Raw genomic sequence first — 26860 nt, 5'->3', positions numbered from 1 at the left:
CAGTTTCCACTTCTCTTAAGGCTCGGACAATTTGTTCCTCTGTAAATCGACTGGCTTTCATTTCGAGATTCTCCTTGACGACATGGTAATACGGGAAAATCTCTAGTTTCAACTGGCTCTAAATTTCGGGCGCCTGTCAGTCTCTTTTTTTGGGTGGCCGTTTACCATTGCAGTAGACAGTTACTAAGTGGGTAAGGGTTTCAAGTCTAAGGGTATTTGGTTGATATTCTTGACGTACAAGAAGAGAAGCAAGAATGGCGAGGGCTTTTTTAGGATCAAACTCTTTCAAGTCTTCGATCAAATCTGGAACTTGACTACCCAACGAGCCAATATGATAGAAGTCTGGTGGTACAAACATCTCTACGGGATTTCCATCCAGCCATTACCTATTCTTTAAATCACGAAAATACATTCGAGTCACTATCCTGAATTTAAACCATTTACTTCGGCTAAAAACTACTTAGCACAATAAATTAGTCAAATGCCAAGCAATCCAAGGCTAAAAGGAAGTAGTCTCACCACACCAACGACTATAATCGGCAATTTTGAAGAAACTCAAAAACCTTCCGGATTGACCGAAGGCTTACGGTGCTTGGTTTCAGAAAATGGTGGGCCATCCGTGACTCGAACACGGGACCTCACCCTTATCAGGGGTGTGTACTTTGAAGGTAGAAGTATAATTGGCGCACTCTTAAAGATTCGAACTCCCGGCCTCAAGGTTGTTAACTGCGAGACCCTCTGACGAGATTTTTACCTTTCACATAAGTGTTCATTAAGCTGCTGCTCTTCTTCTAACATCGTCAAGCACTCTGACCAGTTCGGCGACATCTGGATGATCAAACACACCATCCACGCCTAAGGCGTTTATGTCTGTAAACGGACTTTCATATAGTTTTTTGGGAGCCATTGTGCCACGCTCAACCAGATAATCAATCACCATATTCATAAATTCAATCTGGTTTGCGTTCAAGGATCGGCCATTCAAAAAGTTATCAAAGGCTCGTTTTGCAGCTTCCCGATTCAAGCCGGTCAACTCTCGCATGAATAGCCCTAAGCCACCCTCTGCTTGTATCTTGTGTATCTCTTCGGCTTCAGCAGTGCCTGTTTCAATTAAGATATGCTCCAAGTCAACGCTATCCGCTTCCGAAAACTGCTCATTGTCTTTTATTTTTCGGATGGAGGGATGGGCCTCATAATCACGCAGAAAATGCCTGACTTTCATTCGAAATCGATTCATGTCGGTTCCGACAGAAACATCTTTGAACTCAACCTCCACGGAAATGCCAATTTCATCTTCAAAGTCGGTATAAATATACTGCCGACGCTTTACTTCGATCAATTTAATGAGTAATCGGAGTCTCTTTCGAATTGTCTCCAGCATGGGAACCGTTACGTCTTGCCAGTAAAGATCGGTTTGAATTTCCAAAATGAGTTCTAGCTCCGCCGCCACCATGGGGACATTGCTCAATTCTTCCAGCAGACCGGCGATTTCTATGATTTGCTTCTTCAGCTTTTGAAAAGAACTTTGGGCCTTCAACAGGGCGAGTTGGGTTCTGAGAAGCAGATAATCAAACTGTTTTGCCGCCAGATCATCATCCACAAGCGCTGAAGGCAAACCCGCGATATTCTCCACAAGCTCTATACGATCATTTTGGCCGAGATTTTCCCAAACATCTTGCTTTTGGAACTTCTCCACATAAAGGCGTTGAGGGCGAACCACAAAATTATCCAGACTCATGGCGGTCACTTCGTCACGCAATCTTTGGGCCACTTCGCCCCGGACTTCCCCCAGTTTTGAATCTTCAACACGCTCACGCCCGTCGATCGCTTCGATGAGCTCGACCCGTTTGATGAACAACTTCTGGCTGAGCGAGGCGTTGGAACTGCCTTGGGAGAGATCAGGATTTTGTTTGAAAAACTCGAAATTCTGGCAAAAATCAAAAATCTGGAAAAATTGCTTGTGCTGGCCTGGGCCAAACAAATTCTCACAGAGCCTCGTGCCCCGACCAATCATCTGCCAGAATTTGGTGGGAGAGCGCACAATTTTGAAGAAGACCAGATTCACCACCTCCGGGACATCGATGCCCGTATCCAGCATATCGACCGAGATGGCGATGTGCGGGTTTTTATCAGCGGTGGAGAAATCATCGATCAGAGATTGCGCGTATTCCGTCTGAAAATCAATGACCCGCGCGAACTGGCCGTTAAAGTGCTTATAATTGACATCAAAGCGTTCCAGAATAAACTGGGCATGGTCATGATTTTTGGCAAAGATAATGGTTTTACCCAGCCGGTCGCCGCCCGCAACCTTGATGCCGTGGGTCATCAAATGTTTGAGAACTTTATCCACCGTGTCCTTGTTGAACAGCCATTTGTTCAGCGCGGCGGCTTCAACCCGATCAGGCACATTGCCGTCATCATCCCACTCAATGGCATCCCAATCCTCTTTTTCTTCCTGTGAGAGATCATCATAAGTAATGCCCTGACGTTGAAACTTCAAGGGCACCGATGAGGCTTTAAGGGGCACTAAAAAACCATCTTTCACCGCATCATCCAACTCATAGGCATCGGTGGGAACGCCCGTTTCCAGATCAAACAGCGCATAGGTGTCACGTTCGCTTTCATCGCGCGGGGTGGCGGTCAGGCCGACCAGCAGACTGTCGAAATAATCGAAAATAGCCTTGTACTTACGATAGATGGAGCGATGCGCCTCATCAATGATAATCAGGTCAAAATGACCGGGCCCAAAGCGGCGAGTGCCGCTTTTCATCTCATCAATCAGGCTCATCATGGTGGGGTAAGTGGAGACATACACCCGGCCTTGCGCGGTTTTATCCGTGACCAGATTGACCGGGGACACCTGGGGCAAAAACTTTTTGAAGGCATTGGTGGCCTGATTGACCAAAGCCACCCGATCCGCCAGAAACAAAATACGTCTGGCCCAATTGGCCCGCATCAGCAAATCCGATAAAGCAATGACCGTACGGGTTTTGCCTGCACCCGTGGCCATCACCAGCAAGGCTTTGCGATCATGATCCGTTTCAAACGCCTCACACACCCGGCGGATGGCTCGAGTCTGGTAGAATCGCTCCACAATGGCCGGATCAATATTCTCCGGGGCTAGCGGCCGCAGCGTGACCCGCCGCTGCATGAGTAATTCCAGCTCGTCTTTTTTATAAAAACCTTGTACGGGTCTTGGTGGATACCGTCGGTCATCCCACATCCAGTGTTCATAACCGTTGGTGTAATAAATCACGGGGCGCTGGCCAAATTGCTGCTCCAGACAATTGGCGTACAGTTCCGCCTGACGTTGCCCCGCCCGTGCATCCCGCCGGGTGCGCTTGGCTTCCACCACAGCCAAAGGACGACCATCATCGCCCCACAGCACATAATCCACAAAGCCGTTCCCGGAATTGCTGGGCATGCCGGTGACCGGAAACTCCCGATCCCGGCCCTGATCCAACGGCCATCCGGCCTCATGCAACAGCAAATCGATAAAGGCGTCTCGGGTTTGCTCCTCGTTGTAGTTGTGGGTGTCCGGGGTGGCGGCGTTGGCCTTTTTAATTTTGGCAATTTCATCCCGCAGCTGCTTCAGTTCCGATTCCAGGGAAAGCCGCTCGGCCTCCACTTTGAGCCGTTCCTGTTCTGCTGCTTCTCGGGCTTTGCGGGTCTCTTCCACTCGCTTGGCGATTTCCTGAAGCCGTTTGGATTCCACCTGCTCCGTTTGGGGCAGGTTCTCTGGAGAAAAAACAATGGCGGGCGAGGGTTTTTGTCCTTTGGCGTAGGTATGCACCAGCCAATAGGAAAAATGAAACAGTTCCCGCAGGCTGGTGACGGCTCGCTGGGGCGTGACGGCCTTGGTTTCATGCACGGCCAGATTGCCCAAGTCTTTGATAATGCGGGCTTTGGTCACCAAGCCATCGCCGACCAGTTTGCGGAAGGTCGGTTCATGAATGAGGGCGGACAAATTGGTTTCATAGGGCGAGCGCAGGCTACCATCGTGCTTATACAGCCATTGCACGCTGATTTCCAGAGTCAGCCGGGCGTAAAAGCAGGCAGAGCGAGGATCGGACAGGGCCAGTGTTTCCGCCTTGCGGGCGTGTTCATAAATTTCCGCAAATTCCACTTGAAGAAAAGAGAACTGAGACATGAGGCTTCCCATCCACGAAACGCGTTAACCCATTATTATAGCTGAGCCATTTCCCGAACGCCACTCAATTCTCCCCGAAACGCCCGTTGCTGGAGGGAGGAAAATAAATTTTCCATTTTGTCAGAATTGGCTAGAGCATTCTTTTTAATGTTTTCAATTAAAGATATTTTCTTTCCAAAAGATTGTTGGAGCTTCATGGGTGGAACTAATACGGGAAGTTCTCGAAGTCTAGAAAGTGTAATTTCTCGAAAGGTTGCACCCTTTACTTGTCTTTCAATCCAACCCTGTGTCGATGGAGATCTCAAGTAATATAGCAAATAAGTACCATTGGTTTTTTCACCAGGCGCAACTCTTGCAGTACCTTGTGTGAGGTTGGCACCATTAAGGTTCTCAGGTATGAATGCTGTTGTCCCAACTGTAGCACGAATACTCATGACTATATCGCCAGCTTCAACGCGCGATCTCTCAAATTTAGCTGCAAGCTCTGGATCTGTATGCCTAAGTCCTAACTGTCTAATTTCCCCATTCACTATGTCTCCTGTTCGGATATACGGAACCCCGCCGGGAAACTCTTCTCCAGCCTGAACGATACCGTAAGTAACTATTGTTCGTGTTTTTACCACATCCTTTAGTTCGAGAATCGGCCAGCTTTCCTTGGCATGACTCGGATCCCCAAACATCTCATAAAAAATGGATTGCGAGAGATCGTTCAAGCGCTCAATGGCCCGGCGGCGGGCTTTGCGCAGGGCATCCGCCTGATCCAGAATGGCCGCAATCCGCTTTTGTTCCGCCAGCGGCGGCAAGGGGATTTCAACACTTCGAACCAAGTCAATATTTAAATTTTTTACTGTTGCTCCCGCTGCACGTCTTTCAAACTCTGAATAAATTAAGCTTGACCCTAGCAAGTGATAAAAATAATCTGGATCTGCTAATTTTTTCTTGTTACTAAAGACAAGCCATCCATCATGAATACAACCAGTGGTTTGCATTATATAGGGTTTGCCGAAACTCATAGAGTTTGTTAGCAGGAAATCTCCTGGATAAACCATCCTAGAGTTTTTAACGCCACTTTGCAGAATACGTTTTTTTGTTTTGGTGATGTATTTTGATCTATCGGAGGCATCGCTGATCATGATCCAGTTGATGCCATCAATATCTTCTGTGATGAACTTATCGATAGGTCTTGGTGAGCCACCCCGAGCAATTTCAAAAATATCACCTAACGAAACTAACGGCCAATCTTTCACTTCACCATTGCCTCCAGCTGAGCCAAGCCTTGGGTAATTTCAACCTCCAGGGTTTTCAATTCCGCAATAATTTGGGCGGGCGGGTCGTAGTGGGTTTCTTGGTGCTGCACTTCTTTGTAGCGGTTCAGGCTCAGGTCGTATCCGGCGGTCTCAATGTCGGCCTTCGGCACGCAAAAACTTTGGGCGGTGCGGGGGTTGTCCTGCTCGGCGGTGGTGCGCTCAAACCAGCGGCTAAGCACATCGGGCAAGTTGTTTTTCTCATGCTCCTCTGCGGTCAGGGGCGTCTGGGGGGTGGCTCCCAGCTTGTCCTCAGGCAGCAATTCGGTGCGCTTGTCATCCAGAGAACGGCCATCGGCCTGCACATCATAAAACCAAACTGTATCGGTGCCGCCCACCCCGGTTTTGGTAAACATCAAAATGGCCGTGGACACCCCGGCATAGGGTTTAAACACCCCGGATGGCAGCTTGATCACGGCATCCAGTTTATGCTCCTCCACCAGCATTTTGCGCAAATCCTTGTGCGCTTTAGAAGAGCCAAACAGCACGCCATCCGGCACGATGACCGCCGCCCGCCCGCCGGTTTTCAGCAGGCGTAAAAACAGGGCCAAAAACAGCAGCTCCGTCTTCTTGGTTTTCACCATCTTCTGCAAATCCTTGGCCGTGGACTCATAATCCAGCGATCCGGCAAAGGGCGGGTTGGCCAAAATCAGGGAGTAAGCGCCCGCGTCCTCGCCATGCTCTTCTGCCAAACTATCCCGGTAGGTGATGGTGGGGTTTTCCACCCCGTGCAGCACCATGTTCATGGTGCCAATGCGCAGCATGGTGCTGTCAAAATCAAACCCGTGGAACAGCCCCTCGTGGAAGTGCTTGCGCAGTGTTTCATCCCGAAACAGCTCCGGGTTCCGCTTGCGCAGGTATTCCCCCGCTTCCACCAAAAACCCGCAGGAACCAGAAGCCGGGTCGCAAATGGTATCGGTGGGCTTGGGCTGGGTCAGTTCCACCATTAACTGAATGATATGCCGGGGGGTGCGAAACTGCCCATTCTGGCCAGCGCTGGCGATTTTATTCAGCATGTACTCATACACATCGCCCTTGGTGTCCCGGTCCTGCATGGGGATTTTATCCAGCATTTCCACCACTTTGGCCAGCAAACCCGCATTGGAAAACCCCAGCCGGGCATCCCGCATGTGCACGCCGTAGCTGGAACCTTCTTCCCCCAACGAGCGCAGGAAGGGGAACACATGCTCATCCACCACAGTCATCATTTCGCGGGGTTCAAAGTTTTTGAACTTGGACCACCGCAGATCTTCATACTCCCGATTTTTAGTGTCTTTGCCTTCAGGGAAAATACGGCGCTCCATAGGCGTGCCCAGCGTGCGGCTTTTGTTTTCTTCCAGCGTGTGCAGTTCATCCAGCCGCTTGATGAACAGGAGATAGGTAATTTGCTCCATCACGGCCAGCGGATTGGAGACTCCGCCCGACCAAAACGCGTTCCAGATTTGATCAATCTGATTTTGAATATCCTTGAGCATGGAAGCTATCCTTTTCTCTAAAATTTTGGCGTCAACGCCGGAGGAGAAGGGGGGAGGCAGCGCTCCAATCAGCCAAGCCACGGGCGATATCTTTTAGCGCTACGCTTCCCATCCGGAGAGGTCCAGGAATACTCCTGCCGTTGGGCGGGCTTACTCCAATCATTATCCAACCATAAACACAAGCGAATGGAATCTGCTTCCCCAATGGGGCCAGCGCCTCCCGAATGACATCCCCAAGGCCCAGTACCAGAAGAAAGCCCCTCTTCCAGCCCGCCGCTTTATTCCCTCAAGCGCCGTTTGGCAAAATTCTCAATTGGGATTAACAGCATGGCGTGCTTCAAATTCACCAGAGATATCGTTGCAAACCGCTCCAGAAACCACCGCAGATTATAAAGCAAAAAATCAGCCCCAAAGGCTGATTTCATTAAAAAGTGGTGCGCTTGAAAAGATTAAAGTTCCTGACTGTAGAGATGGCCCTAGCGCCTTTGATTTACACAACTTTTCAAGGGCCTCTATCGGCCCTTGAGTAAAGAGTGATGTGAAAAAAGACTGAATTTTGAGTCAATTGACACCGTAATTTAATGATGACGACTTAAAACCTACTTCTAGGATAACGTTTATCTTCCTCTAAGGTCATATCCTGGATTTTATCCACAAATAACCACACACAGAGGAGATAACCTATGAAATTTGTCGTGGGATCTGGGTTTGGGTGATTATAAAAGTTCCAGGCAGCTGCAGCTGCTAAAGTCATAAAAACCAGGACGAGTAATTTTTTCATAACCTCTTATTCCTCTCTTCAAAAAGTTAAAAGGGAAATACCAAGTACCGTAATTGCAACTCATAGACTGACAATATTGGTAATGTCCATCAAGATGCCCCATAACGTAAACATGAATCTTATTGATTTTCTCAATATACGAGGAATATAAAGCCCGAACCGAAGAATCAAAGCTTAGTAACAGCCTCTTCTGTACGAGCTTTACAGGTGTTTTACAACGGAACTCAGCCACCAGAGCAACTTGTCAAAACGGAATTGGCCTGTTTCAAACCAGTTCATAAAATCCTGATAAGCCTTGGTGTTGTCACAGTCTATATATTGACCGTTCATCCGCAAGAAGGTATCAGTCACAAAAAACGCAACACGCTTATTGCCATCAATAAAGGGATGATTATTGGCCAAGCTCTCCATTAAAGCGGCAGCTTCTTCAATCAGCCCCTCGTAATAGCCAAGCTGAGGCCGAAACAAGGCTGCTTCGAGAGCGCCCATATCCCGAACACCCGAATGTCCACCAAACTCGGCAATCAGAAGCCGATGAATCGCAAGCGCCTCTTGCAAAGTTGGGAACTGATGACTCATTGGGCAAGTAGCCGACCCAGTTCACTGTTTTTCCTCAAGCTGCTCTGAAAATGAGCCATCACTTGATTGCGTGGTTTATCTGATTTTTTGGTTTCCAAATAAAGCCGCATGGCGTCTTCTATCACAGCTTGAAACTGCCGACCCTCTTGCTCAGCCAATGTCTTTAACTCGGCCAATAAAACAGGATCTGCCTGGGTAGAAAATTTTTGTCTTTGTGTAGCCATAAACTTACTTTAACCTATGTTATCCCTGCTTTCAAGATTCATCTTGACATTTCACGACAAATTAAGAAATGAGGCTTTTTCATTTGGCTGAAACACTGTCATATCAAGAAATTTTTGACAGAGTTCATGGTGTATGGCCATGAACTCTAAAAATGAGTATTTTTGTGAAATTTTGCGGTTCTGGAAAACCTTGTGAATTGTGGTTTTTATGAGGTCATACACTTGAAAGCCTATCTGAGTCAGTCCAAAAACTAAAAAACACCCAGAAACGGGTGTTTTGAGAGGCTTTTAAAGTGGTGCGCTCGGAGAGATTCGAACTTCCGCCCTCATGGTTCGTAAACATGAATCTTCATAACTCTTTATTTTGGCTCTAATCCTTCCGATTAGCAAGTTTTAAGTCTTCTTGTGTAAACAGAAACTGTCCAACACGGTCGATATGGCTCTTCAAATTCTCGCTTTGCAAGTCATTGTAATAAGTCACGTCAAACAGATAGGGGGTTAGCGCTTCCTCTAAATAGCTAGACAGTTTAGCACTATGATCTACCGGTCCTGCATAGACTAAATCCACATCACTGCCTGGCTGATGGGTTCCCAGGGATCGAGAGCCATAGACTTTGACCCATTCAATATCTGGGTACTGGGCAAAGCAGGACCTAATTTGCTCAATGGTCAAATCAGGCAAGCCAAAGCGCACGATTAGAGCTTTTCCTGAAAATAAGCATGGGCTTGCTTGAATACAGGCAAAAAATTCTGTCGAACCTGCTGAACAATTTTGGCCGCCTGAGCATCATCATAAGTATGGGAGGTTTTGTTACGAGCTTCCAGCATTTCAATCCAGGTCTGCCCGTCTGTAATCAACTGAGCTTGGAAAGCTTGGCGAACCACATCTCTGGGTAAGGTAACTTCCTGGATGCCCTGAAATTTCAAATAATCCTTCAGTAGTTTCCAACCCAGCTCAATAGTAAACTCAAAAGCCTGAATGGTGGCCATTTCATATAAGTGGTTGCTAGGTTCTTTTCCAACCGCAGTCAGGGCCTCTTGCAGACGACGGAGCGCCTTATCGTAATTTTCAAAACGCTGCTTCCAACGAATATCTTCCATGAGGTTGAGATCCCTCTCTCAAATCGAGTAGAACCATCATTAGCTTACTAAAAATGACCCAAATTGGGTCATTTTCGAGAAAATTTGAGTGGTGCGCTCGGAGAGATTCGAACTCCCGACCTCATGGTTCGTAGCCATGCACTCTATCCAACTGAGCTACGAGCGCACACGGTGAGACTAGAACCATATATTGAAAGAAACATAGCCGAAGCGCAACCCCTTGGGATCACATTTTTACAGGGCCGCCCCCAAATCTGCTCCAAAAAACCCACTCGCCTCCTCCCCACAGCCCAACGCCAGACCCCAGCGCCGCATTCTGCTGAAAAACAGCTACAATAGAAATAAAAGGTACCCGCATCAACCCGGAGCACCCGCCATGGCCGACTCCCTGATTCCCGACCATACGCTGCAGGAAACCCGCTCTCGCATCCGGGAAATCCTGTATAGCACCGACCTGTACAAGTACAAGGGCCGAGTCTCCCGGTTGCAGGGCCTGACCATTGAGGCCCAACTGCCCAAGCTGAAAATCGGGGATTTGTGCTTTATCGAAAGCGCCGATGGGGAACCCAAAGCCGCTGAAGTGGTTGCCTTCAAGGGCGATACCGCCCAAATGCTGCTGCTGTACGACGGCACCGGCATCTCGCAAGGCAGCTGGGTCACCACCACCAATTCGGCCATTACGGTACCGGTGGGCGATTTTTTAATGGGACGACTGATTTCCCCCCTGGGTGAACCCATGGACGGCCGCCCGCTGGACACCAGCAAGGCCATTTACGTCAATATTGAAGCCTCCCCCCCCGATCCCCTGCACCGGCCCATTATTAAAAACACTTTTTTTACCGGGGTTCGAGCGGTGGACAGCCTGTTAACCATGGGCGCGGGGCAACGCATGGGGCTGTTTGCGGGTTCCGGGGTGGGGAAATCCACCATGCTGGGCATGATCGCCCGCAACTCGGAAGCCGACGTCAACGTGGTGGCCCTGATTGGTGAGCGGGGTCGTGAGGTTAAGGAATTTATGGAAAACAGCCTGGGCGAAGAAGGCATGGCCCGCTCGGTGCTGGTTTGCGCCACCGGCGATCAACCGCCCCTGCTGCGGATGAAATGCCTGCAAACCGCCACAGCGGTGGCTGAGTACTTTCGAGATCAGGGCAAAAAAGTGTTTTTAATGACCGATACGGTCACCCGGTGCGCCATGTCCGGCCGGGAAGTGGGCTTGGCCATTGGCGAGCCTCCTACCATGAAAGGCTACCCGCCTTCTATCTTCTCCTGGTTGCAAAAAGTGCTGGAGCGCACCGGCATTACCGAAAAAGGGTCCATTACCGCCCTGTACACGGTACTGATGGAAGGCGATGACATTAACGACCCGGTGGTAGATACCGTGCGGGGGATTATCGACGGTCACATTTTTCTCTCCCGAAAAATTGCGGCCCAAAACCGATACCCGGCCATTGATATTTTGGGAAGCGTCAGCCGTTTGTTTACCGAAATCTGCGATGAGGAGCATATGCGAGCCGCCGGTAAAATGCGGGAACTGATGGCCGTTTATCAGGACGCCCGGGATCTCATTGATGTGGGGGCCTACGAGCACGGCTCCAACCCCAAAATTGATATCGCCATTCGCATGATGCCCGAAATCGATAACTTCCTGCGCCAGCGCATTGCCGATGACGTGACCATGGATGCCACCCTGGGGCAGCTTAAAGAGATGATGGGCGACGTCCAGTTTTAAGACTTAAGCACCCAGTTTTCATCAGGCAAAAGGGCGCTCTACTCGGGCTGAGCGGGTAAGGCGGTGCTTTGTTGATTATAGGCGTACAACAGGGCCAATCCCTTCAGGGTTAAAGCGGTATCTCGTTCCTGAAAGCGACTTTCCAGCCCGCACAGTCGAATCACCGTTTCAGACAATCCCCCGGTGGCCACTGTGATAAACTCGGGGGCATCCAGCAGCTCAATGGATGCCTTCAGCAGTTCTTTCATCAACCCCCGGTACCCGATGACCAGCCCCGCTTCCAGACAGGCCACCGTGTTCAGACCCATGCCAATGTCGCTGGCCTGCTTGCCAGTCACATCAATAAAGGGCAGCTTGGCGGTTTTTTCCGGCAAGCTGGCCCCAAAGGTATTGAAACCCGGGGCAATGGCCCCACCCAGATACAACCCCTCGGCATTGACCAAATCAAAGGTGGTGGCCGTGCCGCAATCCACAACAATTAAAGGGGTGTTGGGATGCAGCAGCCTTGCGCTACAGGCATTCACCAGGCGATCCATCCCCAGCTGGCCCGACGGATACCGGCTAAAATCCAGCGGCAGCCGAACTTTAGCCAAATCGACTGAAAAAATACGGTGATCCGGCAAGTTAAAGCAGTACTGAATGGTTTTGCGAAACACGGACTCCACATCCGGCACCACACTGGTGTAGGCCAGCGCCCCAAACTGAACCCCCACTCGGGCTAAACTGTCACGCAACAGGGCGCTAAATTTTTCAGGATGCGTTCGTGTGCCGGTCGCGCGCCATTGCTCGATCAGCAAACCATCCCGAAAAATCCCAAACTTGATATCCGTATTACCAATATCAACGGCGAGCAGATTCATAGCAAAATATCATAGCCCGAAGCCCTACTGCTGTCCAATCTGGCCCTTGCGAAAGGCTTGTTCGGCATGCTTTTCAAAGGCTTTCATGGATTTTTCCGTATTGGCCCGAATTAAAGAAACAGACCCCGGCATACTGAAGCCGGTATCCAGATTGAGTTGATAAGTGAGCAAGGTGGCCGCCCCCCGGTTTTGAGGGGTGAGTTTATAACTGGCTTTCAGCGATTTAAAATCGCCGGAAATGCGGGTCATATTAATTTGATATTGGGCCTTGTTTTCCTGAGCCCGCACCCGGTATTTATAAGTGGGCAAGAAATTAGCCACCCGCATGACCACATCCATCAGGGTGCTGGGGCCGGTGACGCTCAGCACCCTGCTTTTGTCATACCAGGGCATAATAGCGGCCCAGCCGGGGTAATCAGTCAGCATATCCCACACCATGGCAGGCGGGGCTTGAATCAGCACCCGGGCGTTTACGGTTTTAGCCGCACCCTGATGAGGCGTTGCCGCAACGGAAACCATTAACAAATTCTCAGAATCAGCGTAAGCCGGGGCCATTAAAGCCAAGGCCGCCATGGCCGAAACAATGATTGCTTTTTGAAAGGCCACAGGCTCGCCCAATGTTTGGACGGCGGGCCATAAACTTTTTAAACGGGTTCGAGTGGGCACTATAAACGGCCTCATTTCTTACTGAATTCAGTCTTATTGTTTCGGTCTTAACGGTTTGATTTTACCGGCTTGGCGCTTCGGCGCTTCAATGGTTCTCTGCAATATTCCCATTGTAGCAATAGACATGGCATGAATACCATCGACCCAATGGCCAGAGTTCCGCCATGCTCAGCCACACCATTCGATTACCAAGCTCCTTCAAATGGGCGAACCTGAGCCGAACTGTGGCCTGTCAGGCCTCTCAGCCAACTACAATAAAGGCATGCCTCCCCTTTCAACCGCCCCCCAAAAATCCGGATTAAAAGCGCTGGTGCCCATGCTGGGCCAGGGCTATGCGCAACTGTTTTTTCAGCAGGGGTTTTTCTGGCAAGTGTTTTTCTGGGCGCTGTGCAGCGGCGTAATGATGCTGATCCTCTCCCTGCTGCTGTTTCATTACGCACCGATCAACAGTCTGGAAGCCGGGCTGCTGGACCTTAAAATGCGCTACAGGGTCAATAATTACAATCACCCCAGCCTTACCCCCGATCGAAATATCGTCATTCTGGGCATTGATGGCAATACAGATCAATACATCCGGCTGCACCCGGAGGCCGGACTGCACAAAACGCTGCCCCGACACCGGCTGGCCAACGTGGTTGGCTATTTAAACCGGCAAGAGGTCAAAGCCATTGTGTTTGACCTGGAGTTTAAAGATCCCAAGCCGGGTGATGCGGCGCTGGCCAACGCGGTCAGCAAAACCCCCTACGTTTACAGCGCCGCTCAAATGCACCTCAAGTTAGAACCGTTCTCCCGTGAGCAACTGCAACCCTTGTTAAACAACGAAGCAGCCTATGGGCTGGATATTTTTATGGAAAAAGGGGTATTTACCCCGTATTTACAGTATCTGGCCAACATCAACAGTCGCTTTATGCCATGGAAAACGGTTGGCCCGCTGGATATTGGCGCTGGCCCCTTCTTCTGGCCGTTATCCCAGACCCATCCCCCGCCAGCCAAGGGAGCGCCCATCAGCCCGCTGGCCCAAATTACCCAAAGCCTAAACCGGGAAACCGCGCAACACAACCGCACGTGGGGAAATCACCCCCTTACCCCCATTCCCGCTTATACCCCGGAAACTTACCAAAACATGGTGGAACGGGCCTTTAGCCAACTGTGCCTGCACGAAAATTACCAGCGGGCTTACCACAACAATCCAGCCTTTCTGAATTTACTCATCCAGCAGCGCTTGCCACTCAGCCCAACCCAACCCATCCCGGATGCCATTCAACGCAACAGCACTTACTGCCACACCCTGCCCATCATTCCCAGCCTGATTCCCCACCTCAGCGGCATGGGTTCTTCCTCGGTGGACTATGATGAAGATGCCTACCTTCGGAGTATCACCGCCCTTTACAAGGGCTATGGCGGCAATTATTACACCTATCTGGGCATTCGGCCCGCCCTGGATTTACTGGACATTCAGCATATGGCCTACTCTCCCCGATTTTTGTATCTGGATGATCGGGCCATTCCGCTCTACCAAGGCCATAAAGTCATGGTGAACTGGCGAAACCCCCGCCTGCTGGTGGAAAAAATTCTGAGGGATGAACATATTGATGTCAGTCAATTCCCGGATATCCAAAACAGCCTCAAGCAGGTGCGGGCCGATCGCAACAACCCCATGCTGAACGGCGGCCATCTCTACCGTCAGGTTTCCATGATTGATGTGCTGAATCTGGCCGAAGGCAAAGCCTTGAGCCCGGATGCCCGCTCCCGCATGCGCAACATTCCCTTTATGAACGAGAGTGGCCCATTTTCTTTTAAAGACAAAATTGTGATTATCGGGGACACCCTCACCGACATTCATCGCACCCCGGTCAACAACACCACCTTTGGGCCGGAAATCGTGGCCTCTACGCTGGATATGTTTTTGCACGATCGGGTTTTTGTCACCGAAGTGCCCTGGGGCTGGCAATGGGGGCTGGTGATTATACTGGCCATCGCCATTGGGGCGGCCATTATTACCTTTGACAATCTGGCCATTGGCTTTGCGGCTGGGATGACCCTGATTACCCTGTACTGGCTGGGCAACCTGATGGCCTTTGTATACTTTGGGCTATGGGGCACCCTGATTTTGCCCAGTGTGGTGCTGGGTGGCTCCATGACCTCTGCCACCCTGTACCGCTATTACATCCACGATCAGGAAAAACACCACCTCACCGCCGTGTTTTCCAACTATGTATCCCCCCAAATCATGAGCGAAATCGTGAAAAATCCGGCCAAAGCCATGGACAACCTGAAGGGCGGCAAAAAAGAACTGACCGTGCTGTTCTCCGACTTGCAAGGCTTTACCCAACAGTTTGAAAATACGGACCCCGAACTAATGGTGAACCAACTGAACGAATACTTTGAGGTGATGATTCAGATTGTGTTGAAAAACGGCGGCACCTACGATAAATACATGGGCGACTCCATCATGGCCTTTTTCGGCGCCCCCACCGACGTGCCGGATCACGCCAAAATGGCCTGCAAAACAGCCGTGCAAATGCAAAACGCACTACAAGTCCTCAACCAAAACTGGGCCAAAGAAGGCCGCCAAACGCTGGCCCAGGGCATTGGCATTAGTAGCGGTGAAATGTTTGTGGGCAACTTCGGCTCCCGCAATATCAAAAACTTTACGGTAATGGGCAGCAACGTTAATTTGGGCTCCCGACTGGAAGCCTACACCCGAGTGGCCCAATGGCCCATCATTATCAGCGCGCGCACCTTTGAGCTGGCCCAGCAACACTTACAGGCCAAAAATCTGGGACGCATTCAAGTAAAAGGCTTCACCCACACCCTGCAAATTTATGGGGTGGAAGGGGTAGAAGACATGATGCTAGACACCCAACAGCCTACTACGCCGGACTAAACCGCCGTTAAACTCTGATCCTGCCACTGCTGAGCATTCATAACCGTTTGCAAGTCCGCCAGAAACAAGGCCGGATCGGCTTTGGCCAATTCATCGGGAGACAACACAAAGTGAATTTCCAGCATGGCGTAGCAGGCAGCCTGCCCATTGCTCAACAGCACCAGCTTGCGAATATTCACCGCCCGATCCCGGAACAAACAGAAGCAATCCCGCACCCAAGCCGGATGAATACTGCCATGGCCCTTCAGGATATATGCCGCGCCCCCCGTCATCAGTCAATCTCTCTACTGAGCCAGTTGCAGCTTTTCGGTAAAGCCGATTTCCTGAAGCATCTCATAAGAGCGCAACCCCACCCGGCTTTTGGGCTGAGATTTCACCACTTCGGCCAGTTCTTTCACCGCTTTGCCGTAATCTTTATCGGCAATGTACACCCGAGCCATCTCCATCATGGCCCGATCCCGGAGCTGGGCGAATTGCAGGGCCAGCTCTTTCTCCAGTTCGGCTTGCCCTTTGGCGGAGGGAATCTGGTTGAGGGTTTTATACAGGCCAATATGGGCTTCCGTCAGGTCAATCAACCACTGGCGCAAAGGCATCAGCCCCAAGCGAGCTTCCTGAAAGCGCTTGGCGTCATTCAAACCAATGTAGCGCTTCAACTTGATTTCCGCATCGGCAAAGCCCAGCGGGTTGGTGGGATCATCCAGCTTGGGATGACTGAGAATGGGTGGGTTCACCCCATCCACTTCCGGTTCTTCAATTTTAACGTTGGTTAAGGGGGGCTGACTGAGCAACGGCTCATGAGTAGGGCCACTTTGCAAGGAAGGCGGGCCAGACAAGGAGGGGCCAGAAGCGGCAGGCTTTCGCAGGGCCGGTTGAGGACCTTGATCCTCCCCGTCAGCATCTTCATCCGGGTTACTTTGCTTGCCCTTGATAAACTTGCCCAGCATTTTGGACACCCCGTTTTCCTGAGCCGGTTTGGGTTGCGGCGGTTGCGGACCCACTTGAGCCGGGGCCACGCTCATTAAAACAACAGTACCCGCCAAAGCAACGGCGGAACAGGCAACGGCCATACGACTCAAACGATTGGGGAAAAACATGTCTCAGTTACTCCGGGCATTTAAAACGAATGCGACTAGCGGCTATCCGCTCCAAGAATCAGGGTGTAATCTTCACCTGTGCTACAGGCGTTATTTTCAAATGTAGTCCCCACAGGCGCAAAGATCAAGCGGGCCTTGCCCAGTCGGGCGTCTGCGGTTCTCAGGGTTTCAGTCAGGCTATCGGTCACCCGGCTGGTATGTTCAATAATCTGGGTGCTGCTGCGGCGTTGGCTGTCCTTGCACACCACATCAAACCCTTTGGCTTCCAAATTCTTAACCAGCGCGGGAACCGCCTTGGCCAGTGCGGGGTCGTAATACAGGCCCAGCGTCAGTGCTTTTCCAGTAGAGCGACCTTCCCCGAACAAAGGCTGGGGATTGTCCAGAATCAAACGATCCAGAATCAATTGGGCAGGCTCAGGGTCAATGACCCAATAGCTCACTCGGGAGCCGCCCGGATGTCCCGGCAAGGTGGCGGTTCGCAGGCTGTTCAGGTTTAAATCCTTGCCAAAAAAGGCCAGAGTCAATAAATCGTTGGCATTCAGGTTGGTTTCCAAATACTGATTGGCCAACTGCACCATGGCCGGAATTTTAAACACCACCCCCGGTTCCCGCAGCTTTTTGGACACGGCGGAAATAAACTGCTGCTGGCGACGAATACGGCCAATATCGCCCAGTTGATCGTGCCGAAACCGCAAGAACGCCTCAGCCTGCTTGCCATTTAAATGCTGCTGACCCGGCTCGAAGTTAATAAACAGTTTGGCGGTGTTATCGGTGTAGTGCATGGATTTTTCAATATAAAGGTCGATTCCACCCAGTGAATCCACCAGGTCCCGCACCCCCCGCAAGTTGATCACCAAAAAGCTATCAATGGGAATACCAAAAGAATCCTGAACGGTTTGCACCGCCAAATCGGGGCCACCCAAGGCGTGAGCGGCGTTGATCTTATCGACGCCCCGGTTGCCCGCCAAATACACCTTGCTGTCTCTGGGAATGGATACCAGCGACACCTGCTTTTTATCGGCGTTCACCCGCACCAGCATCATGGTATCGGTTCGGGTGCCGTCAAAGGCGTTTTCGTTTTGTTTGCCGATATGACGATTGGGAGCGTCCACCCCCATCACCAAAATGACTTTTTGACCGGGAGAACCCTGCCAGGAAAAAACCGGCTCTTGCGAGACCGGGTTACGCAGCACCCAAGGGGTACTAAACAGCTTAATGCCCGCAAAAATCAGGGCCGCGCAAATCACGCCACAGGCAATAACCAGCCACAGCATCGGAATTCTGGAGCGCTTGCGGGCAAAGGGCTTGCGAAACATCTTGGGGGGCGGGGGCGTTTGAACGGAGGTCACGTCATCTACCTTTGAAGCATTGCTGGACAGGATGTCTGAAATCGGAGCGTGGGGTGGCATCTCAAAGCGGATTTACTCATACGAACCACAAGAGAAACGGGAGAGCGGAGGTGTGCCTGAACTCAGGATTTTCAAACAACACAGGCGTATCTTACCAAATTGTAGTCTCTGTCTATCATGTCGGCAAGAACCCTATGTCATCAATCAAAAACCAAAGCTTGACCCAAATTGCCAAAACCGGGGGACACGGCGCTTTTTTAAACCACTGCGGCTAGTTGGCTTTATGTCTATGACATGATACGTTAAATTCCGGTTTCATAGTAGTTCTCAGTGGGGGTTTTAACATGTCTATTATTAATAATTCGTCAATTAATCAACCTTACCAGCTGGCAAAGCCTAAAAACGCTTTAACGGCAAGGTTGCACGGAAAATCAAAACCTGAGCGGCGATCTATCCAAAGCACTCAAGCCACCTTGCGCCCCAACCAGGCCAAACCGGCAGATGCTAAAAACAAGGCCGACCTGACAAAAGCAACCAGCGCAAACGCCCAAAGCGCCAAACCCAATAAAGCGCTGGATTTTTTAACCGAAAAAGTCATTGCCTTTTGCACGGTAAACGCCACCGTGCCTTTGGCCGCCAGCCCACAGGATACTCAGGCACTGGCCCAAAAACTGCAACCGTTTCTGGATGTGCCACTGGAAAAAGATCCCATTAAAGCCCAAAAGCAGCTTTATTTAGCGGGCAACGCCCTTATTTCCAAATTCCGGGCGTTGGACGCGAAAAACACGCAACCGCTGGGCTTGGTGGCCTATCGGGGGCAGGATGAATTTTTACAGGACATTGAAATGCCCAGCGCGGTGATTATGCACAAAGCCCAGCACCCGGTTACCCATGTGGCTTACGCTGAAACCGTGTTACGATGCGATTTACCCCGTGGCACCCCTCCCGCCTTTGGCCTGAAACTGCTGGAACCGGGCTGGGTCTTCGCCGCCAGTGCGCTGGACCCTTTTTACGCCAAGGGACAGCCGGAAAAAGCATCCTTGAAATCGGCGGCCAATAACCTGTTTAAAAACTTCCAAAAGCCGCCCAAGGATTCCATTGAATTTTCCAGAGATGAGTTTGATTCGGTGATGCTAAACGCACACTCCATTCCCTTGGCATTAAAGCCCAAAGACGATTTGGAGCGCACCAGCTACGGGGTTCAGCTTTTTAAAATGATGAACAACATTGCCAAAACCCTGAAAAAACACGCCCCCAAGGCCAGTGCGGAAGCGCCTCAAGCCGCTTGCCAACTGGGTATTGTGGCTCGCAATAAAAAAAGCAACCAGCTGGAATTCCACAACATCACCCCGGAATTCAGACGGCTGTTTCAGGACTAGGCCCATTTAATCATCCAGCCTGAATAACGTCCGCTATCCAAACCGTGTTGTACGGTCAGGGTAGCGGACGTTTCAATAAACACCCATTCACCCCACCACACGCTCAGCAAAACGCCACACCGGTTACCCAACTGTGTAATATCATTTTTGATGCCTTTCCCACAAAATCAGTGGAATTCGCTTTAAATGGTGTTGAGGCGATCATCAGTCTGGGGGATAGTGAACGGCGGATTGAGGCCCGTAAAATTTCGGCGCTCCAATTCAATGTCAACAAAGATTGATGATTTCGCAAAAGTCGCGCTGGCCCAACCGGGACACTGGCGGTAATTCAGCATTCAAAAAATGTCAGGGCAGGCACATGCAGGTACATAAAGGGGGGACAAGACCATGCTGTTTTTGAGAGAAAAGTTTCTGGATCCGTACCACACAGGCAGCTTGGCCTGGAAATTGCGGCGCAAGCGGTTCGCCATTTTTAAACAGTGGCTGGATCAATTCCCCCGACCTCTGAATATTCTGGACGTGGGGGGCACCCCCAGCTTTTGGCAAACCATGAATTTTGAAAACCCCCGAGATATCCATATCACCCTGTTAAACCTGGAGGCCTACCCCATCAACTCCCCCATGTTCACCAGTCTGGCCGGAGATGCCACCGATCTTTCCCGCTTTAAAAACCATGAGTTTGACATTGTATTTTCCAATTCGGTGATTGAGCATGTGGGCGATGACTGGCAACAGTGGAAAATGGCCCATGAAATTGCTCGGGTGGGCAAGGCCTACTTTGTGCAAACCCCCAATATCATGTTTCCCATTGAGGCCCATTTTTACTTTCCCTTTTTCCAGTTCATGCCCTTATACGCCAGAGCCTTTTTGCTGTATTACTTTGACCTGACCGGGGGCGGCATCCAGCGCACCATGCATGCCTGGAAAACCCGCCTTCGCTTTCAAAAATTCCAGCGTGGCCCTCAGGAATCGTGGGAGCGCTGCATGGAACGGGTGAAGGCCGTGCGACTATTGGGCAAAGCCAAGTTCCGCAAATTTTTTCCGGAGGGCCAGCTCTACAAAGAAAAAAGCTTTGGACTGACCAAATCCTACATTGTGTTCACCAACCCGCAAAGCAGGGTCACTTCCTAAAAGAGGCTTTTAGTCAGCAGCTTGTTGACATTTCTGAGCCATGCCAATCCGCTCAAACAGCAAAGCCTGTGCGTTTTGACCCGGCGGGCATTATTAAGGCGCATGATTTCGAAAAATCTCAAACGAGCGTTGCGGGCCTCCCCTAGCGCCGATTCCACCAGGCATTTCCAAACACTTCAGACACCTGATCGATATTCCGGTTGGTGCCCGTTCTTTCGGCAACCGCTTGAGACAGCAGGGTTTTAATATCCACCATTATTTCCCCCACCACGTTCTCATCTTCAATAGAGTCCTGAAGCTTCTGGTAAATATGGTGCATACGATCTTGGGCGCTCAATGTTGAAAAAGCCATGAGCCATTCTCCCTTTTGGCCCGTTCAGCATAGCAAATGACCGATCGGGAATCCATTCGGCAACCGGGTACTTTCCAGCTCAATTCGCTTTAGGAACGCCCTTCAAGGCTGAACTTGAACCGATCCCAATGGCAACAGCTGATAGCGAAGCCCCGGATTCTGAGACAGCTTCACGGTCATAATCAGGCTTTTCATTTCTTTGGCGTATTCGCCCTCCGGCTCCAGCCGCATATAACCCAGACTGGCCTGTAACGCCTCATCCATCCGTTTCAGTCGGCTGAGGGAAACCGCCAGTAAATAATAGGTGGTGGAATGCTGCGGGTTAATTTCCAGGGCACGGGTATAAGCGGCCACCGCCTGATCGTAAGCCCCCTGCCGCAAACGCAGATTGCCCAGATAATAGTAAACCCATTCATTCTCCGGCTCCAGGGCCTGAGCCTGATTCAGAACCGTTTCCGCCCGACGGTAATCGCCCTGAACCGCGTACATATTCCCCAGATTCAACCGGGCCAGATTGTAGCGAGCATCTTTTTTAAGGGCCTGATGATAGGCTTTTTCCGCTTTATTAAAGGATTTTTCATCCTCGTACAGCAAGCCCAGGTTATTGTAGGCAAATACAAATTGTGGATCCTGCGCCACAGTTTGCAGGTAATAACGAATGGCCTGCTGCCGCTCGCCGGTCTGATCATAAACCCGAGCCAGATTAAAAATCAGGGCCGCATTGCGGGGGTCTGTTTCAATGCCCCGTTGATAATACCGCTTGGCGGCTTCTGTATTGTTTTTAAGCAGGGCGATTTTACCCAAACGAAAGTAGATCAGCGTCAAATCGTCGTTCAGGTTGGCCACCCGCTCATAAGCCTGTTGGGCCTGCTCCAGAAAAACCGCTCGCTGCTCGGGGATGTCCGCCTCTTGAGACAACTCAAAGTAAGCGTTCCCCAAATGGTACAAGCCCAAAATATTCACCGGGTTTTGTTCCACGGTCATAATCAAGTCGTTGAGCGATTCCGCCGTTTTACCCCGAGACAACAAGGCCGAACCCCGGCTCAAAGGCAAATATTCCGAGCTGGCAATCAGGTCGCTGGCCTGTTGGTAGGCAGGCGATTGAACCATGGGACTCATGGCCCATGCTCCAGGCAGCTGAGCGGCCAGCACAGTACTGGTCAAAACTATCGCAGCCGCCCGCTTGACCAGGCCATTAGCAGCTGGTGTCATTCTGCTTCTCAAAATATCGTTTCCACGCTTTACCAATCCATAACTACAATAAGTATAGCAATTATTATAAATATAGTAAAGACTTATGCAGAGAATAACCACCGAAGGTTAACTTTCGTAAACCTAAAGTGACCTGAAGTGAAAAAATGGCATTTACCCACCCCAAAACGCCGAAACCCCAGCCTTCTGGCATTTAACCCAAAAAGGGCTGACAAATGGGGCAAAAATAGGTGGTGCGCCCCCCAATGGATTTAACATCCAGCAAGTGATTTCCCTGCGGACAGCGGCCCTTGGGCTTGCGGGTGTGCAACAGATAGTGGGGCGGCAGTTGATCCCGATCCGCCTGCACGGCCACCGTATCCCGCAACACGGCCACCATTTGGGTATAAACCTCCCCCATGGCCGCAGCGGGCAACCCGGAAACCAGACGCTCAGGATGTAGGCCGCACTGGTACAGCAACTCATCCGCGTACACATTTCCTACCCCGGCCACCAAAGATTGATCCATCAGGGCGGGCTTGAGCTGGCCTTTGCGTTTTTGAAGGGCGGCTATAAACGGCGCTTTCTCCACCTCAAGGGCATCTGGCCCCAGTTTTTTTGCCTTAAAATAAGCATCAGCCTGCGGGGTCCATCCCAATTTGCCAAACATGCGCTGCTCGTGAAAATTAAACAGCCCCCCGTCCTCAAATTCCAACTGCACCCGAATATGCTTTTCCGGCAAAGCGGGATTGCCGTAGGCGTTTACAATCCGCTGACTGCCCTGTGCGTAACTCAAATAACCCGTCATGCCAAAGTGCAAAAACAACCACCCCCCGCCTTCAATTTGAATCAGCAAATGCTTGCCCACCCGCCGGGTATGGGTGAGGCAACGGGTTTCCACCTGTTGCCTGAGTTGAGCCTCGGTGGTGTTTTCCAGAATTTTGGGCGTCAGCACCCGCACCTGTCGCACCGGGCGATTTAAGGCGTACTGTTCAGCAAACTGTCTAAAGGTTTCCACTTCCGGCAATTCAGGCATAAACAATCAAACCCAGATTCAAGGCAAAATAACAGCACAACTTCAGGCGCTATCATAGAACAAGACCGTGCCCAAAAACACCCTTGCCCCCTGGAAGCAAAACCGCTTGAAATCCCCTGTTTCTGTAAGAAGATGACATCCTATACTCAACTGGAAATCGCAGGAATAACGCCATGGCCGACAGCGCTCCAAAAAAGGGTTTATCGCCCATTCTCATTATCTTTTTAACCATTTTGGTGGATATGATTGGCTTTGGCATTGTCATTCCCATTCTACCGCTCTACTCCCGCCATTTTCACGCCACCGACTGGCAAATCGGGATCCTCTTTGGCAGTTTTTCGCTGATGCAACTGATTTTCGCGCCCTTAATGGGCCGCTGGTCCGATCGCTTTGGCCGCAGACCCGTGCTGCTATTCAGCATTCTGGGAACGGCCATCAGTTTTCTAATGATGGGATTGGCAAACAGCCTGTGGCTTCTATTTTTAGGACGCCTGATCGATGGGGCCTCCGGGGGCAATATCCCCACCGCCCAAGCCTATATCGCCGATGTGACGCCTCTGGAAAAACGCTCGGGGGCCATGGGTATTATTGGGGCGGCCTTTGGGCTGGGCTTTGTAATTGGCCCCGCCATTGGGGGCCTGCTGGGGCAATATTCCATTCAGCTGCCCTTTTATGTGGCCGCCGGGCTGGCCCTGCTGAACGTGGTGGCCATTTACTGCTTTTTGCCGGAAAGCCTGAACGAGGCCCAGCGAAAAGCGCATCCTGCCGTTTCCGGCTCGATGTGGCAAAATTTTCTACAGGTTAAAAATGGCCCCATTGGCACCGTCATGTGGGTGTCCATGATCTCTACCCTGGCCTTTTCTTTGGTAACCGCCTTGTTTACCCTGTTTACCGCCAACCGCTTGCAGTGGCATGCCCGTGAAAATGGCTGGCTGTTTGCCTATATCGGCATGCTGGGCGTTTTAATTCAGGGCGGGCTGCTGCGCCGCATGGTTCCCAAAACTGGAGAAAAGCCCTTAATTATTGTGGGCAGCGTATTTCTGTTTCTGAGTATGGCCCTGCTGCCCCTCAGCAGTAGCTTGATGATGGTGGTGCTGGCCTCCACCGCGCTGGCCATTGGCAACAGTCTGGTGACCCCCTTGCTCAGCGGGCTGGCCTCCAAATCCGCCGATGCCCAGTCTCAAGGCATTGTGCTGGGGGTGATGCAATCCACGGCCAGTTTGGGGCGTTTATTTGGCCCCGTTATTGGCGGCCTGCTGTTGCAATACGACGCCGATAGCGGAAGCGCCTTCTATGGCATCTCCCCGTTCTGGTTTTCGGCGGCCTTGATGGTGCTGGGGGTGTTTGTCTCGCTTCAGCTGCCATCGGAACCCAAAACCCCTCATGTCAAAGTAGATTAAGCCCACGCCTTTCTCGATCGCCCGCAACAATAGACTTTTTTGACCCCATAGACAATTTTTTGCCCCCCATAGGCAATTGATGGTCATGTTTGGATTCTATTGAAACACCCTTGCCCAAAAGCGACTGTTCAGGTAGCCATCCACCATGACTTCATCTTCTTCGGGTTCATTTCCAAATTCATTTTGTGGTTCTTCCGACGCTCACCCCGCCCTGCAGCCTTACCCGGCCGTGGTAAATATTGAGGGCATTTCGGTCACCGGCTTTCCCAACCCGCAAAGCCTGTTTAAACGCATCGCCCAGGACACCAAAGCACCCGGCCAAACTCTGGTGCATTACCTGAACATTCATGTGGCCAACGCCGCCTGGATGAACCCGGCCCTCAAGCGCTGCCTGCAAACCTCCGATCTGGTTTACTGTGACGGGGCAGGCATTGTAGTGGGCGCCAAATGGCTGGGCCAAACCCTGCCCACCCGGCTCACCGCCGCCGACTGGTTCCCTGATATGCTGAGCGCTCTGGCTGAAGAACACTGCTCGGTGTACCTGCTGGGTGGAGAACCCGGCGTTCCTGAGGCGGCCATGAGCAAACTGAACCAGATGGTTCCCCATCACTCGGTGATTGAAGCCCATCACGGGTTTATTTTGAAAGATCCCCAGCTGGAAAATGCCGTCATTGCGCGCATTAACGCCTGCCAGCCCGACATTTTGATTGTGGGCTTTGGCACCCCTTTACAGGAACAATGGATCGCCCAAAATCGCCACCGCCTGAAAGTGTCTACCATTTACGCCATTGGGGCGGTCATGGATTTTATGTCTGGCAAAGTATCCCGCTGCCCCCGCTGGATGGGCGATGCGGGGCTAGAGTGGCTGTATCGTTTAGGCACCGAGCCCAAACGCCTGCTAGGCCGCTATGTGGTCGGAAATCCATGGTTTCTCAGCCGTATTTTGCTGCAAGCCGCCCTTCAAAAAATCATGCATCGCTCCCCCTCAGGCATTACCACCCAAAAACCCGCTTCCCCGGTCAATCTTAACCCTTAAACAGGCTCACATCCAGCAGGGTCATCCCGTATTCCACCCCCAGCCCAACTGCAATGTCCACAATCAACAACCACACCCCCCACCATTGAAGCGCTAGCGGATTCCGGTGAGGGGCCACCCCTTCCTGCGTCAGCAAGGCCCGAAACATCTGCCGAATGAACCGATAGCAAATCAGCACGGCCAGCAACGCCAGCAAACCCAACAAAGTGTAGAGAGTCATCAATAATGGTTGCGCCCCCGGCCCCGGCCCGTACCACAGCCAAAGCTGGGCAAAAGCCAGCAACGCCAACAGGCAAATCGTCAGGTTATTCCAGAAAAACCCAAAGCAATAGCAAAAAACCGCCAGCGCCTTGAAACGCATCGACTCCGACAATCGCAACCGTTTGGAGAACCACCCACAAGCCACTATCACCACCCCAAACAGCGGAATCACCTTTAAAATCATCAACATAAACGCCGTTAACGGATCCAGATGGGCCGGATTGGACACGTTTTGCATCAACATGGGTACAAACCCCTGAACCAGATTGCGGCCTTCGTGCAACACCCTGAACAACGTTCGCAGCAGTAAAAAGTTCAGCAAAAAAGACAGCGCGAAATAGGTATAAGGCAACGTAAAATCAACAGCCTGTCCTGCCGCAGGCCACACCAGTTGCTGCGCCGTGATACCCGGCTCTCGCACCATGCGCCAGTAAGTTCGCAAAAACCCGAAAAAAAACTGAAGTCCCCCTTCAATCCAGTCTTCCAGCGTTTGCGTCACTGCGTTTTCCACAATCATTTCCCCCCTTGATTGTGTGGATATTATAACAGTGTGAAAAGTTTGGTTTTAGAAGGGGCTTTGCCCCTTCAACCCCACTGGCGGGGGGACAGAGTTCAGGGCAAGCCCTGTCCCCCCTCCAGACCTCCCCATGCGATCTTTTTCATAGTATTTCTGCAAACCAACCCTATCACTCCCTCAAGCCATCCTGTCATTCCCGCGCAGGCGGGAATCCACTGAGCGTGGCAACGCACAGATCCCCCAATCAATCCAACAACACGACGTGAAAGGCAGCGTGGATTCCCGCCTGCGCGGGAATGACAGGGCGAGCAAGCGTTAGCAGCAACTCACAAACCCTTCACCAAGCACTCAAGCCATC

At 51.2% G+C, this 26860-nt stretch carries 22 protein-coding genes and 1 tRNA gene; 6 read left to right on the top strand and 17 right to left on the bottom strand.

The annotated features are described in order from the left end of the window. Positions 1-136: 136 nt before the first annotated feature. The 8 genes from ACEW81_RS10085 to ACEW81_RS10050 all read right to left on the bottom strand — a co-directional run bounded on the left by ACEW81_RS10085 (position 137) and on the right by ACEW81_RS10050 (position 9780). Complete coding sequence (locus ACEW81_RS10085) at positions 137-358, bottom strand: hypothetical protein (protein WP_373532855.1); 222 nt, start codon at positions 356-358, stop codon at positions 137-139. Positions 359-772: 414 nt separating this feature from the next. Beyond that, positions 773-4150: a DEAD/DEAH box helicase family protein gene (locus ACEW81_RS10080; protein ID WP_373532854.1), complete on the bottom strand. Its 3378-nt coding sequence runs from the start codon at positions 4148-4150 to the stop codon at positions 773-775. A gap of 35 nt (positions 4151-4185) precedes the next feature. Further along, positions 4186-5397 (bottom strand): restriction endonuclease subunit S, encoded by a 1212-nt coding sequence (locus ACEW81_RS10075; RefSeq protein WP_373532853.1) that lies wholly within the window; start codon positions 5395-5397, stop codon positions 4186-4188. Then, positions 5394-6929, bottom strand: a complete 1536-nt coding sequence (locus ACEW81_RS10070) for a type I restriction-modification system subunit M (RefSeq protein ID WP_373532852.1) — start codon at positions 6927-6929, stop codon at positions 5394-5396. The genes ACEW81_RS10075 and ACEW81_RS10070 overlap by 4 nt, the downstream gene beginning before the upstream one ends. A 982-nt stretch (positions 6930-7911) precedes the next feature. Then, positions 7912-8289, bottom strand: a complete 378-nt coding sequence (locus ACEW81_RS10065; RefSeq protein WP_373532851.1) for a type II toxin-antitoxin system death-on-curing family toxin — start codon at positions 8287-8289, stop codon at positions 7912-7914. 594 nt (positions 8290-8883) lie between these two features. Beyond that, positions 8884-9207 (bottom strand): nucleotidyltransferase family protein, encoded by a 324-nt coding sequence (locus ACEW81_RS10060; protein ID WP_373532850.1) that lies wholly within the window; start codon positions 9205-9207, stop codon positions 8884-8886. A 2-nt stretch (positions 9208-9209) separates the two neighbouring features. Further along, a complete protein-coding gene (locus ACEW81_RS10055; RefSeq protein ID WP_373532849.1) occupies positions 9210-9614 on the bottom strand; it encodes a nucleotidyltransferase substrate binding protein in 405 nt (134 codons plus the stop codon). A gap of 89 nt (positions 9615-9703) precedes the next feature. Further along, positions 9704-9780: transfer RNA gene (locus ACEW81_RS10050), tRNA-Arg, on the bottom strand. Positions 9781-9990: 210 nt separating this feature from the next. On the opposite strand from ACEW81_RS10050, the gene ACEW81_RS10045 reads away from it, so the two are divergent. Continuing rightward, positions 9991-11343 carry a FliI/YscN family ATPase gene (locus ACEW81_RS10045; protein ID WP_373532848.1) on the top strand — a complete coding sequence of 451 codons (1353 nt, stop codon included), beginning with the start codon at positions 9991-9993 and terminating at the stop codon, positions 11341-11343. 38 nt (positions 11344-11381) lie between these two features. Here ACEW81_RS10045 and ACEW81_RS10040 read toward each other — a convergent pair whose 3' ends face one another. Both ACEW81_RS10040 and ACEW81_RS10035 read right to left on the bottom strand, forming a co-directional pair. Continuing rightward, positions 11382-12203 (bottom strand): type III pantothenate kinase, encoded by an 822-nt coding sequence (locus ACEW81_RS10040; RefSeq protein WP_373532847.1) that lies wholly within the window; start codon positions 12201-12203, stop codon positions 11382-11384. Positions 12204-12227: 24 nt separating this feature from the next. Further along, on the bottom strand, positions 12228-12869 hold the full coding sequence (locus ACEW81_RS10035; RefSeq protein WP_373532846.1) for a type II toxin-antitoxin system RatA family toxin: 642 nt from the start codon (positions 12867-12869) through the stop codon (positions 12228-12230). Positions 12870-13131: 262 nt separating this feature from the next. On the opposite strand from ACEW81_RS10035, the gene ACEW81_RS10030 reads away from it, so the two are divergent. Beyond that, entirely contained in the window at positions 13132-15756 is a 2625-nt protein-coding gene (locus tag ACEW81_RS10030) for a CHASE2 domain-containing protein (protein WP_373532845.1), read from the top strand. Here the strand turns inward: ACEW81_RS10030 and ACEW81_RS10025 are convergent. Genes ACEW81_RS10025 through ACEW81_RS10015 form a run of 3 tightly spaced genes read right to left on the bottom strand, consistent with a single transcriptional unit; the run spans position 15753 to position 18199 of the window. Then, positions 15753-16028, bottom strand: a complete 276-nt coding sequence (locus ACEW81_RS10025) for a hypothetical protein (protein WP_373532844.1) — start codon at positions 16026-16028, stop codon at positions 15753-15755. The two genes, ACEW81_RS10030 and ACEW81_RS10025, sit on opposite strands and share 4 nt — an antisense overlap. Positions 16029-16040: 12 nt before the next feature. Continuing rightward, positions 16041-16850 carry a hypothetical protein gene (locus tag ACEW81_RS10020; RefSeq protein WP_373532843.1) on the bottom strand — a complete coding sequence of 270 codons (810 nt, stop codon included), beginning with the start codon at positions 16848-16850 and terminating at the stop codon, positions 16041-16043. 35 nt (positions 16851-16885) lie between these two features. Further along, entirely contained in the window at positions 16886-18199 is a 1314-nt protein-coding gene (locus tag ACEW81_RS10015) for an LCP family protein (RefSeq protein ID WP_373532842.1), read from the bottom strand. A gap of 344 nt (positions 18200-18543) precedes the next feature. Between ACEW81_RS10015 and ACEW81_RS10010 the strand changes: the two genes are divergently transcribed. Both ACEW81_RS10010 and ACEW81_RS10005 read left to right on the top strand, forming a co-directional pair. Further along, complete coding sequence (locus ACEW81_RS10010; RefSeq protein ID WP_373532841.1) at positions 18544-19578, top strand: hypothetical protein; 1035 nt, start codon at positions 18544-18546, stop codon at positions 19576-19578. 387 nt (positions 19579-19965) lie between these two features. Then, positions 19966-20709 (top strand): class I SAM-dependent methyltransferase, encoded by a 744-nt coding sequence (locus ACEW81_RS10005; protein ID WP_373532840.1) that lies wholly within the window; start codon positions 19966-19968, stop codon positions 20707-20709. A 142-nt stretch (positions 20710-20851) separates the two neighbouring features. On the opposite strand, the gene ACEW81_RS10000 is transcribed toward ACEW81_RS10005, so the two are convergent. From ACEW81_RS10000 to ACEW81_RS09990, 3 genes are all read right to left on the bottom strand, one after another. Continuing rightward, positions 20852-21061 carry a hypothetical protein gene (locus tag ACEW81_RS10000; RefSeq protein WP_373532839.1) on the bottom strand — a complete coding sequence of 70 codons (210 nt, stop codon included), beginning with the start codon at positions 21059-21061 and terminating at the stop codon, positions 20852-20854. Positions 21062-21163: 102 nt separating this feature from the next. After that, a complete protein-coding gene (locus ACEW81_RS09995; RefSeq protein WP_373532838.1) occupies positions 21164-22180 on the bottom strand; it encodes a tetratricopeptide repeat protein in 1017 nt (338 codons plus the stop codon). A 286-nt stretch (positions 22181-22466) separates the two neighbouring features. After that, complete coding sequence (locus tag ACEW81_RS09990) at positions 22467-23288, bottom strand: Fpg/Nei family DNA glycosylase (protein WP_373532837.1); 822 nt, start codon at positions 23286-23288, stop codon at positions 22467-22469. A 173-nt stretch (positions 23289-23461) separates the two neighbouring features. Between ACEW81_RS09990 and ACEW81_RS09985 the strand changes: the two genes are divergently transcribed. Both ACEW81_RS09985 and ACEW81_RS09980 read left to right on the top strand, forming a co-directional pair. Next, complete coding sequence (locus ACEW81_RS09985; protein WP_373532836.1) at positions 23462-24688, top strand: MFS transporter; 1227 nt, start codon at positions 23462-23464, stop codon at positions 24686-24688. A gap of 145 nt (positions 24689-24833) precedes the next feature. Next, positions 24834-25724 (top strand): WecB/TagA/CpsF family glycosyltransferase, encoded by an 891-nt coding sequence (locus tag ACEW81_RS09980; RefSeq protein WP_373532835.1) that lies wholly within the window; start codon positions 24834-24836, stop codon positions 25722-25724. On the opposite strand, the gene ACEW81_RS09975 is transcribed toward ACEW81_RS09980, so the two are convergent. Continuing rightward, positions 25714-26496 (bottom strand): hypothetical protein, encoded by a 783-nt coding sequence (locus tag ACEW81_RS09975; protein ID WP_373532834.1) that lies wholly within the window; start codon positions 26494-26496, stop codon positions 25714-25716. The two genes, ACEW81_RS09980 and ACEW81_RS09975, sit on opposite strands and share 11 nt — an antisense overlap. Positions 26497-26860: the final 364 nt, after the last annotated feature.

Source organism: Vampirovibrio sp. (assembly GCF_041737375.1).
Lineage (GTDB): Bacteria > Cyanobacteriota > Vampirovibrionia > Vampirovibrionales > Vampirovibrionaceae > Vampirovibrio.
This window is presented reverse-complemented; position numbering and strand designations above follow the sequence as displayed.